This window comes from Luteimonas kalidii (genome assembly GCF_029887935.1).
GTDB lineage: Bacteria > Pseudomonadota > Gammaproteobacteria > Xanthomonadales > Xanthomonadaceae > Luteimonas > Luteimonas kalidii.
The window spans coordinates 250,903-267,610 of record NZ_JARXRO010000014.1 but is presented as its reverse complement, the minus strand read 5'-3'; the positions used below and the strand labels follow the sequence as shown (position 1 = coordinate 267,610).

The following is a 16,708-nucleotide window of genomic DNA, read 5'->3' as shown; positions in this document are numbered from 1 at the left end:
TCAGGCGTTGAAGCCGGCGGCCGCGAAGCGGATCAGTTCCTGCGCCGCGCGGCGCCGATGCGTCGCCTCGTCGACCCCCGCGGGCCGCTTGATGAGCCCGAAATCCGCCATGGCATACGTCAGGGCGCCCCCCAGGAAGTCCAGCCGCCAGTACAGCGTCTCCTTGTCCAGGCCCGGCAGGCAGGCGGCCAGGGCGCGGGCGAAGTCACGCTGCACGTGGCCGTACTGGTCGGACAGGAACTTGCGCAGGCCGTCGTTCTGTTCGGCATAGGCGCGCGCGATGACCCGGATGAAGGCGTGGCCCTGGCGGTCCTGGGCCAGGTCCAGGGCCGGTTCGACGAAGGCCGCGAGAATCTGCTCGAGCCCGCAACTGCCGTCGGCGGTCGCCGCGTGCAGCCGCTCGAGGCGCTGGCGGCTCATCGCGTCCATGCGGCGGCGGAAGACCTCGTTGACCAGGTTCTCCTTGCTGCCGAAGTGGTAGTTGACCGCGGCGATGTTGACGTCGGCCCGCGCGGTCACCTGCCGCAGCGAGGTGCCCGAGAACCCGTGCAGGGCGAACAGCTCCTCGGCCGCGCCGAGAATCCGCTCCTTGGTAGAGAACTGCTGCACCGCGACTGCCATCCGGCCTCCGAAGACTGAATCAAACGCTTGTTTGATGCTAGACCCGGATCGGCCATGATGCAATCCACGGGGGTGCTGCGTTGCCGTGCAATCCGTTAGAATTACCGTAGCCATATCGGCTAAACCCGCGTCCGCACGCGGGTTTTTCCATGTTAATCTGGCCGCCGCCCCGGAGCGAGCGGCCCCTGCCCGGAGATGTCCCATGGCGCTGGAGCGCACCCTTTCGATCATCAAGCCCGATGCCGTCGCCAAGAACGTCATCGGCGAAATCTACAGCCGCTTCGAGAAGGGCGGCCTGAAGGTCGTCGCCTCGAAGATGAAGCACCTCTCGCGCAAGGAGGCCGAGGGCTTCTACGCCGTGCACCGCGAACGTCCGTTCTTCAACGCGCTGGTCGAGTTCATGATCAGCGGACCGGTGATGGTCCAGGTGCTCGAAGGCGAGGGCGCGGTGCTGAAGAACCGCGAGCTGATGGGCGCGACCAATCCGAAGGAAGCGGCCGCGGGCACGATCCGCGCGGACTTCGCCGACAGCATCGATGCCAATGCGGTGCACGGGTCCGACTCGTCCGAGAACGCCGCGATCGAGATCGCGTATTTCTTCGCCAGCACCGAAGTGTTCCCCCGTTGATCCTCCGTCGATCCGATCCGTTGAAGTGACCGAAGTCGCAGCCAGCACGAAACAGAACCTGCTCGACCTCGATCGCGAGGGTCTGGAGCGCTTCTTCGCCGATACCCTCGGCGAGAAGCGTTTCCGCGCCCACCAGGTGATGAAGTGGATCCACCACCGCCACGTCACCGAGTTCGAACAGATGACCGACCTGGGCAAGGCGCTGCGCGCCAAGCTCGAGGCGCACGCCGAGATCCGCGTGCCGCAGGTGCAATTCGAGAAGCCTTCCACCGACGGGACCCACAAGTGGCTGCTGGCGATGGATGGCAGCAACGCCATCGAAACCGTCTACATCCCCGACAAGGGGCGCGGCACGCTGTGCGTCTCCTCGCAGGTGGGCTGCGCGCTCAACTGCCAGTTCTGCTCCACCGCCACCCAGGGCTTCAACCGCAACCTGTCCACCGCCGAGATCGTCGGCCAGGTGTGGACGGCCGCGAAGCACCTGGGCAACGTGCCGCACAAGCAGCGCAGGCTCACCAACGTGGTGATGATGGGCATGGGCGAGCCGCTCATGAACTTCGACAACGTGGTGCGCGCGATGAGCGTGATGCGCGACGACCTCGGCTACGGGCTGGCCAACAAGCGCGTCACGCTCTCGACCGCGGGCCTGGTGCCAATGATCGACAGGCTCGCCGAGGTCAGCGACGTGTCGCTGGCGGTGTCGCTGCACGCGCCCGACGACGAGCTGCGCAGCCAGCTGGTGCCGCTCAATAAAAAGTATCCGATCGCCGAACTGATGGAGTCCTGCGTGCGCTACGCGCAGCGCAAGCGCGGCGAATCGGTCACCTTCGAATACACGCTGATGAAGGACGTCAACGACCAGCCGCAGCATGCGCGCGGGTTGATCCGGCTGATGCGCGACTTCGACAACCGGCTGCAGATGAAGGACGCCGCCAAGGTCAACCTGATCCCGTTCAACCCGTTCCCGGGCACCCGCTACCAGCGGCCCGACGACGCGGCGATCCGGCGCTTCCAGAAGCTGCTCAACGAATCGGGGCGCATCGCACCGGTGCGGCGCACCCGCGGCGACGACATCGATGCCGCCTGCGGCCAGCTCAAGGGGCAGGTGATGGACCGCACCCGGCGCCAGGCGGAATTCCGCAAGCGGCTCGAGGACGGGGGCGTCGATGCGGCAGCCTGAGGCCATGGTGCTGGCGTTGGGGCTTGCCATGGCGGTGCTGGTCGCGGGCGGCTGCTCGCGGCTGACCTTCGTCAAGCAGGACGCCAGCCGCAAGGGCGTCGAACGCGTGGCCCCGGAATACACCTTCAAGGAAACCGAGTCCGGCAAGCGCAGGCTCGAGGCGAGACGGCTGGCCGCGTCCGCGGATCGGCACCTGCGCGTGGGCGAGCTCGATGCCGCGGCCCGTCAGGCGCGCGCTGCGATCAAGGCGGATCCGGACCTGCCCGAATCCCATACCGCGATGGCCCTGGTCGCGGCGCGGCAGGGCAATGCCGAGCTGTCCGGCAGCCACCATTCCGAGGCGGCCCGCGTCGGGCCTTCCGGCGCGACATTCAACAACTACGGCGCGTGGCTGTGCGGCAACGGCCGCGCGGAGGAATCGCTGACGTGGTTCGACCAGGCGGTCACCGATCCCCGCTACGGCGACCGGGCCGGTGCGCTCGCCAACGCGGGCACCTGCGCTGCGCGCGCCGGGCAGTTCGATCGGGTCGAGCGGGACCTGCGCGCCGCGCTCGAGCTGGACCCGGTCAATGCGGTGGCGCTGACCTCGATGGCCGAGGAAAGCATGCGCCAGGGCCGCTATCTCGATGCCCGCGCGTTCTCGGAGCGGCGGCTGGCCGCCGCGCCCGCCACGCCCACCGCACTCGAATTGGCGTCACGAATCGAGGATAAACTCGGCGACAGCGTCGCCGCAGCCCGCTATGTTCAGCGGCTGAGGACTGAATTTCCGCAGGCAGGGACCGCGTTTCCAGGGGAAAGCAGCACACCATGAAGTCTTCCGACCAGACGGCCGGCCAGACCGGCTGCGGCAATGGGGAACGCCTGCGCCAGGCGCGTGAGGCCGCGGGCCTGGACATCGCCGAGGTGGCGCGCCGGCTGAAGATGCCGGTCCGGGTGATCGAATCGCTGGAGAACGATGCCTGGGACCGGCTCGACGCACCCGTATTCGTCCGGGGCCAGTTGCGCAGCTATGCGCGGCTGCTGGGCGTGCGCATCGACGGGGAACTGCCGGCTGCATCGGGCTCGGTGCCGATCGAACCGGCGCGGCTGGAGCCGCGCAGCTACACCCCGCCGCTGCGGCGCGTCGCGGACCGGATGATGGGGCGGATGGTCTACATCGTGATCACCGCGCTGATCGCGGTGCCGGTGTGGATGGCCACGCGTTCGCACCTGGACTCGCAGATCCGCGTCGACGCCTCGCTCGACCTGCCCACCGGCACCGGTGCCACCGCCGCCGCGCCGCCGCAGGCGCCCGCGCCGCAGGCCGATGAGGGTCCGCGTCCGCTGGTCGCGTCGATGGCGTCGATGCCGCAGCGCACGGCCGCGCGCCAGGTCGAGCCGCCGCCGGCGCTGTCGCTGCGTTTTTCCGGCGACAGCTGGGTCGAGATCTTCGACGGCACGGGTGGCGTGGTCGAGCGCGGCCTGCTCAAGGCCGGGGAGCGGCGCGAATTCGAAGGTGGTGAGGTGGGCCGCGTGGTGATCGGCAACGCCGACGCCGTGGAAGTGCGCGGCGACGGACGCATTCAGGATCTGTCCGAGTTCCAGCGCGCGAACGTCGCGCGCTTTACGGTATCCTCTGACGGCTCCATCGCGCCGCTCGGCCAGTAGCGCCGCGATCGCCGATGGAACGCGCGCCCGGCCGTCGATGCCGGGCGTTCCCGATCGCTCCGCCTGTCCCGCCGTCGCCGCGGGCAGGACCCACTGGCAATAGACGATGGCGTTGGATGAACTGCTCGACGAGCACGAACAAGGCGAGAAGGTCCGCAGCTGGCTGAAGGACAATGCCCTCGGGCTGATCGGCGGGCTGGTGCTCGGCCTGGCCCTGATCGGCGGCGGCAAGTGGTGGACGCAGCGCGCGCACCAGGAGCGCGTCGCCACCGGCGAAACCTACGACCGCATGCTGAAGGCGGTCGAGGCCGGTGAACTCGACAAGGCGAAGACCGAAGCCGCCTCGCTGGCGGACACGAAGTATTCCGCGCTGGCGGCGCTCGACCTCGCCAAGGCGCAGCTCGATGCCGGCGACCGCGATGCCGCCATCGCCACCCTGCGCGCCGCGACCAGCGAGGATCCCGGCCTGTCGGCGGTGATCCGCCAGCGGCTGGCGCGCCTGCTGGTGGATGCCGGGCAGGGCGAGGACGCGTTGAAGCTGCTCGAAGGCGTCGACGACCCAGCCTCGATCGAGACCCGTGGCGATGCCCGCTACGCGCTCGGCCGCGTGGACGAGGCACGCAAGGACTACGAGGAGGCGTTGCGCAAGCTCGACGTCGCCGCACCGCAGCGCCAGCTGCTGGAACTCAAGCTGACCCAGACCGGCGGTGCGCCGGAGACGACGGGAACCCAATCCTGATGAAGCCAGACACCCCCGCGCCCGCGAGCGCCCGCTGCCGGCGCGACGCCGGCCGCATGTTCGTCGTTCTCGCCTGCGTGTCGGCGCTTGCCGGCTGCAGCACGATCCGCGGCTGGTTCGGCGGCGATGGCGAGAAGGCGGCGGAAAAGCGCGCGTCCGAGCCCGCCGAGCTGGTCGAATTCACTCCGTCGGCGAGCGTGTCGCGGGTGTGGTCGGCCAGCGCCGGCAAGGGCGAGGACCATCTGGGCGTCCGCCAGGCGCCGGTGATCGCCGATGGCCGCGTCTACGCGGCGGCAGTGGAGGGCGGCGTACGCGCCTTCGACCTGCAGACCGGTGACCAGGTGTGGCGCCATGAATCGGACCTGCGCCTGTCCGGCGGGCCGGGCGCGGGCGAAGGCCTGGTGGTGGTCGGCAGCCTGAAGGGCGAGGTCATCGCGCTGGATGCCGCCACCGGTGCCGAGCGCTGGCAGGCCCAGGTGCCGAACGAGGTGATCGCGCCGCCCGTCATGGGGCAGGGGCTGGTGTTCGTGCGCTCCAACGACGGCCGCGTCACCGCGTTCGACGCCGCCAGCGGCGAGCGCCGCTGGTTCTGGACCAAGGAGCTGCCCTCGCTCACCGTGCGCGGCAACGACGGGCCGGTGCTCGGCCCGGGCTTCGTGTTCGTCGGCAATGACGACGGCACCCTGGCGGCGCTCGCGATCGCCGACGGCCGCCCGATCTGGGACCTCCCGGTGGCGCAGCCCGACGGGCGGACCGAGCTCGACCGCATGGCGGACATCGACGGTACGCCGGTGCTCGACGGCACCGTGCTCTACGCCAGCAGCTACAAGCAGGCGACGATGGCCATCGATGCCCCCAGCGGCCGCCCCATCTGGGGCAGCGAGCATGGCGGGTCCGGTCGCCCGGGCCTGGCGACGGACAAGCTGGTGGTCTCCGACCGCAATGGCTCGGTCTGGGGCCTGGACCGCAGTTCCGGCACCGCAAGCTGGCAGCAGCCCGCGCTCGCGCGCCGCAACGCCGGCGGCGTGGCCATCCATGGCGACTACGCCGTGGTCGGCGACTTCGAGGGCTACCTGCACTGGATGCGCCTGGACAACGGAGAATTCGCCGTGCGCGAGCGCGCCGGCCGCGCCGCGATCAAGGGCGCACCGGTGGTGGCGGACGGGATCCTCGTGGTCCAGAACGTGGACGGCGACCTGACGGCCTGGCGCATCCAGTAAGGCCTGCGACGAAGGACTCCGACGGGTCTCCCGGCGGTCGGTACGTCGCCGGCCGGCAGCGGATCCCGCTTCGCGACCGGGGCCACGAGGCTCCAGAATGCCGCGCGTCGCAGGCAGACCCAGACGCGCCCGCACGGATGCGCGTCGCCACGGGTGGATGCGGGCCTGGGTCCGCGAACGCGCGTCGATGCCGGGGGCTGGCGCGGCATTCCTTATTCTCCCTGCAGCCGCGGCGGGGGCGCACCCCGTCCGCCCCCGCGCTACGCTTGTGACCATTCCTGACCGGATCCGGCCTGCCATGCTTCCTTCCGTTGCCCTCGTGGGCCGCCCGAACGTCGGCAAGTCGACGCTGTTCAACGCGCTGACGCGTACCCGCGACGCGCTGGTGCACGACGAGCCGGGCGTGACCCGGGACCGCCACTACGGCGTCTGCCGTCTCGAAGGGGAGCGGCCGTTCGTGGTGGTCGACACCGGCGGTATCGCCGGCAGCGAGGAAGGGCTGGCGGGCGCCACCGCGGCCCAGGCGCGCGCGGCGGCCGAAGAGGCCGACCTGGTGCTGTTCGTGGTCGATGGCCGCGAAGGGGCTTCCGCGCTCGACGACGAGATCCTGCGCTGGCTGCGCAAGGCCGCGCGCCCGGTGCTGCTGGTGGTGAACAAGACCGATGGCCTGGATGCGCGCGCGGCGCTGGCCGAGTTCTCCCGCTACGGTTACGCCGACAGCTTCGCGGTCTCTTCCGCCCATCGCCACGGCATCGACGAACTGCTCGAGGTGATCCTGGCGCGCCTGCCGGAAGAGGGCACGGGCGAAGTGCTGGACAACGACCCCGAGCGCGTTCGGATCGCCTTCGTCGGTCGCCCGAACGTGGGCAAGTCGACCCTGGTCAACCGCATCCTCGGCGAGGAGCGGATGATCGCCTCGGACGTCCCCGGCACCACCCGCGACTCGATCGCGGTCGACCTGGAGCGCGACGGCCGCCGCTACCGCCTGATCGACACCGCCGGCATGCGGCGCAAGGCCAGGGTCGAGGTGGCAGTGGAGAAGTTCTCGATCATCAAGACCCTGCAGGCGATCGAGCAGTGCCAGGTGGCGGTGATCATGCTCGACGCCAGCGAAGGCGTGACCGAGCAGGACGCCAGCGTGCTCGGCGCCGTGCTCGACGCCGGCCGCGCCCTGGTGGTGGCGGTCAACAAGTGGGACGGCCTGACCACCTACCAGCGCGAGCAGACCGAGGCGCTGCTGTCGCGCAAGCTGGCCTTCGTGCAGTGGGCCGAGGCGGTGCGCATCAGCGCCAAGCACGGCTCCGGCCTGCGCGAACTGTTCCGCGCGATCCATCGCGCGCACGCCTCGGCGACGCGGCAGTTCAGCACAGCCGAGGTCACGCGCGCGCTCGAGATCGCCTACGAGGCCAGCCCGCCCCCGGTGGTGCGCGGGCACGTCGCCAAACTCCGCTTCGCCCATCCGGGTGGCGAGAACCCGCCGACCTTCGTGGTCCACGGCACGCGACTGCGCACGCTGTCGGCGACCTACACGCGCTACCTGGAGAACTTCTTCCGCAAGCGCTTCAAGCTGGTCGGCACGCCGGTGAAGTTCGTGTTCAAGGAAGGCGACAACCCGTACAAGGACAAGAAGAACGTGCTCAGCGAACGCCAGGTCGCCAAGAAGAAGCGGCTCATCCGCCACGTCAAGCGCAACCGCTGACGGCGGCGTGGATCCGATCGCCCGCGACCAGATCAGCCTCGGCCTGCTGGCCGGCGGCCGCGCGCGCCGGCTGGGCGGGCTCGACAAAGCCTGGCTGGTGCGCGGCGGCGTGCCGCAGGTGCTGCGGCTGGCGACGTGCTTCGGCGGGCAGGTGGCGCAGGTGCTGGTCAGTGCGAACCGCGAGCCGGAGCGCCTGGCGGCCGCCGGCCTTGAGCCGGTTCCCGACCGGGTCGCGGATGCCGGGCCGATCGGGGCGCTCGAGGCCCTGGCGGCGGCCTGTCCGACGCCTTGGCTGTTCACCCTGCCGGTCGACCTGGTGGACGTCGACGATGGCGTGCTGCGCATGCTGCTGGCGGCTCGGGCGAGCGACGGCGCCCGCGCCCGCGACGACGACGGCCCGCAGCCGCTGGTCGCACTGTGGCGGGTCGCGGCCCAGCGGACGGCCGTCGCGGATGCGCTGGCGGCGGGCGCGCTCGCGGTGCAGGCGCTGCAGGCGCGGCTTTCGCTGGCCGAGGTCGCATTCGAAGGGGTGCGCTTCGGCAACCTCAACACGCCCGCCGACCTGCGTTCGGCCGGGATCGCATGGGCCGATCCATGACCCGACCCCCGTTTCCGACCCGCATCCGGTATGCCGAAGCCCGCGCGATCCTGGCGCGGGTCGCGCATGCGCGCCGGATGCCGGCCGAAGCCCTGGCGCTGTCCCGCGCCCAGGGCCGGGTGCTGGCGGCCGACGTGGCCGCCCGCATCGACGTACCGGGCTTCGACAACTCGGCGATGGATGGCTTCGCGTTGCGCCATGCCGACCTCGCCGGCACCGGGCCGGTGCTGGCGCTGGCCGGGGAACAGTTCGCCGGCGGCCCGGCGGCCCCGGCGATCGGAGCGGGTGAATGCGTGCGCATCACCACCGGCGCGCCGCTGCCGGCCGGCGCGGACACGGTGCTGATCCGCGAGCACGCCCTGGTCGAGGGCCGGACGGTGCACGTGCTGCAGGTGCCCGAAGCGGGCCGGCATGTGCGCCGCCGCGGCGAGGACGTGCAGGCGGGGATGTCGCTGGCCGTGGCCGGCGAGGTGCTGACGCCGGCGCGCGTCGCGCTGCTGGCCGCACAGGGGATCGAACGCGTCGAGACCGCACGCCGGCCCACGGTGGCACTGTTCTGCACCGGCGACGAACTGGTCGAGCCCGGAATGGCGCTCGCGCCGGGCCAGATCTACAACTCCAATCGCGACCTGCTGCTGGGGCTGCTGCGTGAAGAGGGGCTGGAGCCGGTCGCATGGCCCACGTTGCCGGACGACCCGGCGGCGATCGAGTCGGCCCTGCGCCACGCCGGCGAAGCCTTCGACCTCGTGCTGACCTGCGGCGGGGTCTCGGCCGGCGAGAAGGACCACCTGCCGGCCCTGCTGCAGCGACGGGGCAGGGTTCATTTCTGGAAGGTGGCGATGCGCCCGGGCATGCCCGCATTGCTCGCGGACGGCGGCAGTCTCGGGCCCGCGCTGTTCCTGTGCCTGCCGGGCAATCCGGTGTCGGTGCTGGCCACGACCCTGGCGCTGGCGCGGCCGCTGCTCGACGGTCTGCAGGGCCGCGCGCCGCGGCGACCGTGGCGCGCGCGGCTCAGCTCGCCGTGGCGCAAGACCCACGAACGGCTCGAATTCCTGCGCGGGCGCCTTGCCAGCGACGGGGACGGCGTGCTGTGGGTCGAACCCGATCCGGCGGACGGCTCGCACCGCATGCGCGCGGCAGCCGGCGCCGACGCGCTGATCGTGCTGGGCGAAGGCGAACGCGACTATCCGGCCGGCAGTCCGGTCGAGGTGCTGCCGTACTGAGCCGCCCGTCGCGCCGCTGCCACCGCCGGGCTGCCACCGTGCCACGGTTCACGCGCATCTCCCCGCCGGCGCGATAATCGCGGCATGCCGAAGGACATCACTCCCCGCGAAGCCAGCTACCGTCTGGCCCAGGGCGCATTGCTGGTGGACGTGCGCGAGGATCACGAGCGCGAGCTGGGCATGGCCCAGGGCGCGATCGGCGTCGCCCGTGCCGAACTCGAGGCCGCGCCGCACCGTTATCTCTCCGGGCCGGACACGGAGGCGCTGCTGATCTGCCAGAGCGGCGGGCGCTCGATGCTGGCGGCCGAACAGCTGCAGCGGCTCGGCTTCGCGCGCGTGACCTCGGTGCGCGGCGGCACCCTGATGTGGCAGGCGGAGGGGTTCCCGATGACCCGACCGGAGGTCGGGGTCGACGAGGACTTCCACGAGCGCTACTCGCGCCACCTGCGCCTGCCGGAGATCGGTGCGCGCGGCCAGCGGCGGCTGGAGGCGGCGAGCGTGGTGGTGGTCGGCGCGGGCGGGCTGGGTTCGCCGGCCGCCTTCTACCTGGCCGCGGCCGGCGTCGGCAGCCTGCGGCTGGTGGACGACGACGTCGTCGACCGCAGCAACCTCCAGCGCCAGATCCTGCATGTCGACGCCGATACCGGCGTGTCCAAGGTGGAGTCGGCGCAGACCCGGCTGTCGGCGCTCAATCCGCGGGTCGCGATCGACCCGGTGCCCGAGCGCCTGTCCTCGGCCAACGTCGAGCGGCTGATCATGGATGCGGATGTCGTGATCGACGGCGGCGACAACTTCCCCGTTCGCTACCTGCTCAACGATGCCTGCGTGCATCTGCGCAAGCCCCTGGTGTACGGCGCCGTGCACCGGTTCGAGGGGCAGGTGAGCGTGTTCGATGCCGGCCGCCAGCGCGGGCGCGCACCGTGCTACCGCTGTCTGTTTCCCGAACCGCCGCCGCCGGAGGCCGCGCCCAACTGCAGCGAGGTCGGCGTACTGGGTGTGCTGCCGGGCGTGATCGGCATGCTGCAGGCCACCGAGGCGCTCAAGCTGCTGCTGCACATCGGCGAACCGCTCGCCGGTCGCCTGCTGCAGTTCGACGCGCTGGGCATGCGTTTCCGCGAGACGCGGCTGGCGCCGGACCCGGACTGCCCGCTGTGCGCGCCGGACGCACCGTTCCCCGGCTACATCGACTACGCCGCGTTCTGCGCCGGGACGTAGGCACGACACGGCCGGATGCGCCGTCTGGTGCTGGCGGGCGCCCGGACGGATGCGCGAGAGCGAAGTGCGGCGTCGCCAACACGTGCATTCCCTGCGCTGGCGCTGTGGTAGCGTTCGGGCTGGTCCGGCGGGACCGGTGCGGGAAGGCCCGGATGGCCGCGGCCACGCACGCCGCCGCAAGGAACGCCATGTCGCCGCGTCTCGTGCTTCTCGTGTTCGCCAGCCTGTGGCTGTTCGCATCGACGGCGGCCGCCGCCGACCCCTGTCAGGCGCTGCCGGCGCAGGCCGCGCAGTCCCAGGACGCGTCGCAGCGCATCGCCGCCGCGGCCTGCACCGAGCACCGTGCCTGGTTCCGGCCCCTCATCGACGTCGACGGCCGGATCGGCGCGATGAAGGTGCGAGAGGCCGAACGCACGCGCCTGGCCGACGGACAGCCGGCGTGGCAGCGGGTGGTCGAGTACTGGCGCGGCAGCGGGCTGCTGTGGCAGGCCGGGGCGGGGGATTGCGCCTACACCGACGTGCCGGGTCCCTCGTGCCGCGCGTTCGTGGTCGACACGCCGTGGTCGGCCGCCTTCGTGTCCTGGGTGCTGCGCAAGGCGCGGCTGCCGGGGTTCGACGGCTCGGCCAGCCATCTCCATTACGTCCGCCGCGCCTATCGCGAGCCGTTCCTGAGCCCTTATCGGGTGGCCGATCCGCGGGCGGCGCAGGTGCGTACCGGGGACATGCTGTGCTACGTGCGCGGCACCGCCCGTACCTATGGCTTCGGCGCGCTCGCCACCCTGCTCAGCGGCAACGAGCCGGGGCTGGCGATGCACTGCGACGTGGTGGTCGGGATCACGGTCGCGCCCGACCATGCGCGCACCGCCCACCTGGTGGGCGGCAACGTGTACGACAGCGTGACCATGCGCCGGCTCAGGCTCACGCAGGGCGATCGTTTCGCGGACCTGCCCATGCGTCTGGCCAGCGACCCGGAGTGCAGCCCGGAAAGCCCCTACGCATGCGACCTCAACCGTCAGGACTGGTCGGTCCTGCTGCAACTGCGGCCAGGCGAGGAACTCGCCGGGTTGACGCCGGCATCGACGATGCCGGTCGCGCCGGGAACATACGCGTCGGGCGTGCCCGGATCACCTGCGATCGCGCCGGGGGCGACCGGTCCCGCAGGTCTGCCGACGACGGACGCACCCGCCACGCCGCGCTGCTGCAACCACTGCGATCCGGAGGTGGGCCTGCCGCGCTGTCCGGCCGCTCCGGCGAGGCCGGCGACGCCCTGACCCGTCCGGGCGTCGCGATGGAACCCGCTCCGCGCAGTGCTCAGCCGTGGCGGCGGCGCGCCTGATCGAAGGCGGCCAGCTGTTCCGGCGTCGCCTCGCGCTGGTGTCGCGCCTTCCAGGCCTCGAACGGTTCGCCGTACACCGTTTCGCGCGCCTGCTCGCGCGTCAGCGCCAGGCCCCGTTCCTCGGCGGCCTCGCGGTACCAGTCGGCCAGACAGTTGCGGCAGAAGCCGGCGAGGATCATCAGGTCGATGTTCTGCACGTCCGGGCGCTGTTGCAGCAGGTGCGCGCGCAGGCGGCGGAACACGGCGGCCTCGATGTGCGTGGTGTCCGCATCGGCGTCGGCGTCGGTCATGGTTCGCTCCTTGGCGGTGCGTCGGGGGAGCGTGAGACAATACGCGCTCCCGTTCCACGCCTCCACGACGGCATGACCGCACGCATCCTCGACGGCAAGCGCATCGCCGATTCCCTGCTCGACGAACTGCGCCTGCGGGTCGATGCACGGATCGCGGCGGGGCTGCCACGGCCCGGCTTGGCGGTGGTACTGGTGGGCAGCGACCCGGCGTCGCAGTCCTACGTGCGCAACAAGCGCCGCGCCGCGGAAAAGGTCGGCATCCAGGCCTTCGATTTCGACCTGCCGGCGGGGACGTCAGAGACGGAGCTGCTGGCGCTGGTCGACCGGCTCAACGCCGACCCGGCCGTGCACGGCATCCTGGTGCAGCTGCCGCTGCCGGGGATCGCCGACGCCACCCGCCTGATCCACCGGATCGATCCGCGCAAGGACGTCGACGGCTTCCATCCCGAGAACGTGGGCCACCTGGCACTGCGCCAGTTCGGCCTGCGGCCGTGCACGCCGCGCGGCATCACCACGCTGCTGGCGTATACCGACCGGCCGGTGCGCGGTCGCAGCGCGACCATCGTCGGCGTGAGCAACCACGTCGGTCGTCCGATGGCGCTGGAGCTGCTGATCGCAGGCTGCACCGTGACCAGCTGCCACAAGTTCACCCCGATCGACGAGCTGCGCCGGCACGTGGGCGAGGCAGACATCCTGGTGGTGGCAGTCGGTCGTCCGGGCCTGATTCCCGGCGAATGGGTGAAGCCGGGCGCGGTGGTGATCGACGTGGGCATCAACCGGCTCGACGACGGCCGGCTGACCGGCGACGTCGGGTTCGCACCGGCGGCCGCGCGCGCCAGCTGGATCACCCCGGTGCCGGGCGGGGTCGGTCCGATGACCGTGGCCACGCTGATGCAGAACACGCTGGAAGCGGCCGACGCGGCGGGCTAGGGCGCGCGGCATCGCCGGACTCGCGGTGGCTTCACGGCTGCCTAGCCACACTCGCGTCCTGTATGCCCGCGGCGCGGGCGGGGACGCGCGGAGGAACCACACCATCTTCAGGCACGGGTGCGCACACCGCTGGCCAGCCATCGCCGCGCTCGCAGCGCTGGCGCTGGCCGCCTGCCGGGGGCCGCAGTCCGCGCTGGACCCCGCAGGCCCGGCCGCACGCGAGATCGCCACCGGCTGGTGGCTGATGTTGGCCGGTGCAGGCGTGGCGTGGACGCTCGTGATCGTGCTCGCGCTGCTGGCGATGCGCCGTGGGCGTTCGCTGGGGCCGGCCGCGGGGCAGCGCCTGATCCTGGTGGGCGGCGTCGCGTTGCCCACCGTTCTGCTGGCGGCGCTGCTCACCTACGGCACGCTCGCGAGCGATCGCGTGACCGGGCGCGGCGATGATGCCGCGCACGTGGTGCGGGTCACCGCGCGCCAGTGGCAGTGGCAGTTCGACTACCTCGGCCCCGACGGTGCGGTGGGGGCGACTTCGATCGACCGGCTCGTGCTGCCGCTGGGCGAGATGGTGGAATTCGAGGTCGGCAGCGAGGACGTGATCCACAGCTTCTGGATCCCGCGACTGGGCGGGAAGGTCGACGCGATCCCGGGGCGCACCAACGTGCTGCGCCTGCGCGCCGACCGTCGGGTGCCGATGCGGGGGCAGTGCGCGGAGTTCTGCGGGCTCGAGCATGCGCGCATGGCGTTCGCGGTCGAGGTGCGCGATGCGCGCGGCTACCGCGCCTGGCTGGCCGCGCAGGCGGTGGAAGGCGAAGGAGACGCGCGTTGACTGCGACGCATTCCGGCGACAGTGCCCACGGCCGGCGCCTGGCCGCGCTCGACCGCATCTGGGCCAACGGTCCGGGCCTGGCCGGGCAACTGACCGCGGTCAACCACGGCACCATCGCGCTGCGCTTCATCGTCGCCGGCTTCGGCTTCCTGCTGGTGGGCGGACTGCTGTCGATGTTCATCCGGCTGCAGCTGGCCTGGTTCGACGCCGAGGTGCTGGATCCGCGCCGCTACAACCAGTTCGTGACCCTGCACGGGACCACGATGATGTTCCTGTTCGCGGTGCCGATCATGGAAGGCTTCGCGATGTACCTGCTGCCGAAGATGATCGGCGCACGCGACCTGCCGTTCCCGCGGCTGAGCGCGTTCGGCTGGTGGTGCTACCTGTTCGGCGGCCTGTTCCTGTACTCGAGCCTGCTGTTCGACGCCGCGCCCGACGGCGGCTGGTTCATGTACGTGCCGCTGACCGATGCGACCTATTCGCCCGGCAAGGGCGCGGATTTCTGGCTGATCGGCGTGACCTTCGCCGAGATCGCGGCGGTGACCGCGGCGGTGGAGCTGATCGTGGCGATCCTGGTCACCCGCGCACCGGGCATGGATATCCGCCGGATGCCGCTGTTCGCCTGGGCGATCCTGGTGATGGCCTTCATGATCGCGCTGGGTTTCCCGCCGCTGATCCTGGCCAGCATCCTGCTCGAACTGCAGCGCGCGTTCGGCTTCGTGTTCTTCGATCCCGCACTCGGCGGCGATCCGCTGCTGTGGCAGCACCTGTTCTGGCTGTTCGGCCACCCGGAGGTCTACATCATCTTCCTGCCGGCGGCAGGCGTGGTGTCGATGGTGGTCCCCACCTTCGCCCGGCGCCCGGTGGTGGGTTACAGCTGGATCGTGCTGGCGCTGGTGGCGACCGGCTTCCTGAGCTTCGGGCTGTGGGTGCACCACATGTTCGCGATCGGCATTCCGCTGCTGGCGCTGGCGTTCTTCAGCGCGGCGAGCATGGCGGTGGCGATCCCGACCTCGATCCAGGTGTTCGCCTGGATCGCGACGCTGTGGTCGGGACGGCCGTGGATGCGGCTGCCGATGCTGCACATCTTCGGCTTCTTCTTCGTGTTCGTGCTCGGCGGGCTGACCGGGGTGATGCTGGCCTTCGTGCCATTCGACTGGCAGGCGCACGACACCCACTTCGTGGTCGCGCACCTGCACTACGTGCTGATCGGGGGGATGATGTTCCCGCTGTTCGCGGGCCTGTACTACTGGCTGCCGCTGGCCACCGGCCGCATGCCGTCCGAGAGCATCAGCCGGACGGCGTTCTGGCTGGTGTTCGTCGGCTTCAACCTGACCTTCCTGCCGATGCACCTGACCGGCCTGCTGGGCATGCCGCGGCGGGTGTACACCTACTCTCCGCAACTGGGCGTGGAATGGCTGAACCTGCTCTCGACCGCGGCGGGCTTCGTGCTGGCGGTGGGGATCGTCGCGATCCTGGTCGATGCCGGGCTGTGCTTCGCGCACGGCCGGCGCGCGCGCGCGAACCCGTGGCGCGCCGGCACCCTGGAGTGGGCGCTGCGCGCGCCGATCCCGAACTACAACTTCGCCTCGATCCCGGTGGTGGCGGACCTGTATCCGCTGTGGCACGACCGCGGCCTGGCCGCGCGCAGCGCGCGCACCGACGGCCTGCTCGGCGATCCGGCCAGCGGGCGACGCGAACTGCTGGGCACCGGGCCGGTGTCGGCGCGGCCGGAGCAGGTGGTGTTCCTGTCGGGCTCCTCGTGGCTGCCGCTGGCCTGCGCGCTGTTGATCGCGGCGCTGCTGGCGTGCTTCATCGCGGGCCTCTACGCCCTGGCCGCCGCCTGCCTGCTGCCGCTGGTGGCGCTGTTCGTCGCCTGGGCGTGGACGACGGGGCACCGCCGCGCGCCAGACACGATCCAGGCGGAGGAGGGCACGCGCCTGCCGCCGCAATATGCCGCGCGCAATGCACCGGGCTGGTGGGCGGTGGTGGGGACGCTGCTGATCGTGGGCTCGCTGTTCGCGTCGCTGGTGTTCGCCTATTTCTATCTGTGGCTGGGCGCGGAGGCCTGGCCGCCGGCCGGACAACCGCCCATGGCGCCAGGCCTGTCGCATGCATGGCCCCTGGTGCTGCTGGCCGGCGCGGGCATCGCCGGCTGGCGCGCCAGCGTGTCGCTGCGCGCGGGGCAGGGCCGCGCCGCGAGCGCGGCCATGGCGCTGGCGGCGCTTGCGGCCGCGGGTTTCGCGCTGGCCCATCCGCTGTCGCTATCCGCCTCGGTCGGCGCTCCGCAGGCGCACGCCTACACCGCCGTGGTGTGGACCCTGGCGGGGTTCTGCGCACTGCACCTGGTCGTGGCGGCACTGCTGTGCGGGTTCGCGGCGGCGCGTGTCGTGCGTGGCCATGTGCGCGCGGGGCGCGAGCTGGAATGGCGCGTCGCGGGGGCCTTCCTGCGCTATGCCATCGTGCAGGCGGCCATCGGCTGGGCGATCGTGCACCTGTTCCCGGTGCTGCAGTGAGTCCGCGCGCGCGCCCGCGCCGGTTTACGTGGATCGCCGC

16 protein-coding genes are annotated in these 16,708 nt (G+C 71.4%); 14 read left to right on the top strand and 2 right to left on the bottom strand.

Annotated features, from left to right (window positions below):
• Nucleotides 1–621 (bottom strand): TetR/AcrR family transcriptional regulator, encoded by a 621-nt coding sequence (locus QFW81_RS06760; RefSeq protein WP_280577905.1) that lies wholly within the window; start codon nucleotides 619–621, stop codon nucleotides 1–3.
• Between the two features lie 202 nt (nucleotides 622–823).
• On the opposite strand from QFW81_RS06760, the gene ndk reads away from it, so the two are divergent.
• From ndk to QFW81_RS06705, 11 genes are all read left to right on the top strand, one after another.
• Nucleotides 824–1,249 carry a nucleoside-diphosphate kinase gene (gene ndk, locus QFW81_RS06755; RefSeq protein ID WP_202844673.1) on the top strand — a complete coding sequence of 142 codons (426 nt, stop codon included), beginning with the start codon at nucleotides 824–826 and terminating at the stop codon, nucleotides 1,247–1,249.
• Between the two features lie 10 nt (nucleotides 1,250–1,259).
• On the top strand, nucleotides 1,260–2,429 hold the full coding sequence (gene rlmN / locus QFW81_RS06750; protein ID WP_425603992.1) for a dual-specificity RNA methyltransferase RlmN: 1,170 nt from the start codon (nucleotides 1,260–1,262) through the stop codon (nucleotides 2,427–2,429).
• Nucleotides 2,430–2,433: 4 nt separating this feature from the next.
• Nucleotides 2,434–3,240 (top strand): type IV pilus biogenesis/stability protein PilW, encoded by an 807-nt coding sequence (locus QFW81_RS06745; protein ID WP_280577903.1) that lies wholly within the window; start codon nucleotides 2,434–2,436, stop codon nucleotides 3,238–3,240.
• The gene (locus tag QFW81_RS06740) at nucleotides 3,237–4,076 is read left to right on the top strand and encodes a RodZ domain-containing protein (protein ID WP_280577902.1); all 840 of its coding nucleotides are present in this window, start codon (nucleotides 3,237–3,239) and stop codon (nucleotides 4,074–4,076) included. Before QFW81_RS06745 ends, QFW81_RS06740 begins: the two co-directional genes overlap by 4 nt.
• A 106-nt stretch (nucleotides 4,077–4,182) precedes the next feature.
• Nucleotides 4,183–4,815: a YfgM family protein gene (locus QFW81_RS06735; protein WP_280577901.1), complete on the top strand. Its 633-nt coding sequence runs from the start codon at nucleotides 4,183–4,185 to the stop codon at nucleotides 4,813–4,815.
• A gap of 56 nt (nucleotides 4,816–4,871) precedes the next feature.
• Complete coding sequence (gene bamB / locus QFW81_RS06730) at nucleotides 4,872–6,035, top strand: outer membrane protein assembly factor BamB (protein ID WP_280578343.1); 1,164 nt, start codon at nucleotides 4,872–4,874, stop codon at nucleotides 6,033–6,035.
• A gap of 298 nt (nucleotides 6,036–6,333) precedes the next feature.
• Nucleotides 6,334–7,734 carry a ribosome biogenesis GTPase Der gene (der, locus tag QFW81_RS06725; RefSeq protein WP_280577900.1) on the top strand — a complete coding sequence of 467 codons (1,401 nt, stop codon included), beginning with the start codon at nucleotides 6,334–6,336 and terminating at the stop codon, nucleotides 7,732–7,734.
• Between the two features lie 7 nt (nucleotides 7,735–7,741).
• A complete protein-coding gene (gene mobA, locus QFW81_RS06720; protein ID WP_280577899.1) occupies nucleotides 7,742–8,332 on the top strand; it encodes a molybdenum cofactor guanylyltransferase in 591 nt (196 codons plus the stop codon).
• Entirely contained in the window at nucleotides 8,329–9,555 is a 1,227-nt protein-coding gene (locus QFW81_RS06715) for a molybdopterin molybdotransferase MoeA (RefSeq protein ID WP_280577898.1), read from the top strand. The genes mobA and QFW81_RS06715 overlap by 4 nt, the downstream gene beginning before the upstream one ends.
• Nucleotides 9,556–9,639: 84 nt before the next feature.
• Nucleotides 9,640–10,770, top strand: a complete 1,131-nt coding sequence (gene moeB / locus QFW81_RS06710; protein ID WP_280577897.1) for a molybdopterin-synthase adenylyltransferase MoeB — start codon at nucleotides 9,640–9,642, stop codon at nucleotides 10,768–10,770.
• 188 nt (nucleotides 10,771–10,958) lie between these two features.
• Entirely contained in the window at nucleotides 10,959–12,041 is a 1,083-nt protein-coding gene (locus tag QFW81_RS06705; RefSeq protein WP_280577896.1) for a DUF2272 domain-containing protein, read from the top strand.
• A 40-nt stretch (nucleotides 12,042–12,081) separates the two neighbouring features.
• Here QFW81_RS06705 and QFW81_RS06700 read toward each other — a convergent pair whose 3' ends face one another.
• Nucleotides 12,082–12,396 (bottom strand): DUF1244 domain-containing protein, encoded by a 315-nt coding sequence (locus QFW81_RS06700; RefSeq protein WP_280577895.1) that lies wholly within the window; start codon nucleotides 12,394–12,396, stop codon nucleotides 12,082–12,084.
• Nucleotides 12,397–12,468: 72 nt separating this feature from the next.
• Here QFW81_RS06700 and folD point away from each other — a divergent pair, with 72 nt between their 5' ends.
• The 3 genes from folD (at nucleotide 12,469) to ctaD (ending at nucleotide 16,668) form a co-directional block, all read left to right on the top strand.
• Nucleotides 12,469–13,326, top strand: a complete 858-nt coding sequence (gene folD / locus QFW81_RS06695) for a bifunctional methylenetetrahydrofolate dehydrogenase/methenyltetrahydrofolate cyclohydrolase FolD (protein ID WP_280577894.1) — start codon at nucleotides 12,469–12,471, stop codon at nucleotides 13,324–13,326.
• Between the two features lie 244 nt (nucleotides 13,327–13,570).
• Nucleotides 13,571–14,152, top strand: coding sequence for a cytochrome c oxidase subunit II (locus QFW81_RS06690; RefSeq protein WP_280577893.1), 582 nt, complete (start codon nucleotides 13,571–13,573; stop codon nucleotides 14,150–14,152).
• A complete protein-coding gene (ctaD, locus tag QFW81_RS06685; protein WP_280577891.1) occupies nucleotides 14,149–16,668 on the top strand; it encodes a cytochrome c oxidase subunit I in 2,520 nt (839 codons plus the stop codon). Before QFW81_RS06690 ends, ctaD begins: the two co-directional genes overlap by 4 nt.
• Nucleotides 16,669–16,708 lie beyond the last annotated feature (40 nt).

Coding starts and splice junctions, on each gene's coding strand:
- QFW81_RS06760 (WP_280577905.1), bottom strand. CDS start 621: ATGGCAGTCGCGGTGCAGCAGTTCTCTACCAAGGAGCGGATTCTCGGC.
- ndk (WP_202844673.1), top strand. CDS start 824: ATGGCGCTGGAGCGCACCCTTTCGATCATCAAGCCCGATGCCGTCGCC.
- QFW81_RS06745 (WP_280577903.1), top strand. CDS start 2,434: ATGGTGCTGGCGTTGGGGCTTGCCATGGCGGTGCTGGTCGCGGGCGGC.
- QFW81_RS06740 (WP_280577902.1), top strand. CDS start 3,237: ATGAAGTCTTCCGACCAGACGGCCGGCCAGACCGGCTGCGGCAATGGG.
- QFW81_RS06735 (WP_280577901.1), top strand. CDS start 4,183: ATGGCGTTGGATGAACTGCTCGACGAGCACGAACAAGGCGAGAAGGTC.
- bamB (WP_280578343.1), top strand. CDS start 4,872: ATGTTCGTCGTTCTCGCCTGCGTGTCGGCGCTTGCCGGCTGCAGCACG.
- der (WP_280577900.1), top strand. CDS start 6,334: ATGCTTCCTTCCGTTGCCCTCGTGGGCCGCCCGAACGTCGGCAAGTCG.
- QFW81_RS06715 (WP_280577898.1), top strand. CDS start 8,329: ATGACCCGACCCCCGTTTCCGACCCGCATCCGGTATGCCGAAGCCCGC.
- moeB (WP_280577897.1), top strand. CDS start 9,640: ATGCCGAAGGACATCACTCCCCGCGAAGCCAGCTACCGTCTGGCCCAG.
- QFW81_RS06705 (WP_280577896.1), top strand. CDS start 10,959: ATGTCGCCGCGTCTCGTGCTTCTCGTGTTCGCCAGCCTGTGGCTGTTC.
- QFW81_RS06700 (WP_280577895.1), bottom strand. CDS start 12,396: ATGACCGACGCCGACGCCGATGCGGACACCACGCACATCGAGGCCGCC.
- folD (WP_280577894.1), top strand. CDS start 12,469: ATGACCGCACGCATCCTCGACGGCAAGCGCATCGCCGATTCCCTGCTC.
- QFW81_RS06690 (WP_280577893.1), top strand. CDS start 13,571: ATGTTGGCCGGTGCAGGCGTGGCGTGGACGCTCGTGATCGTGCTCGCG.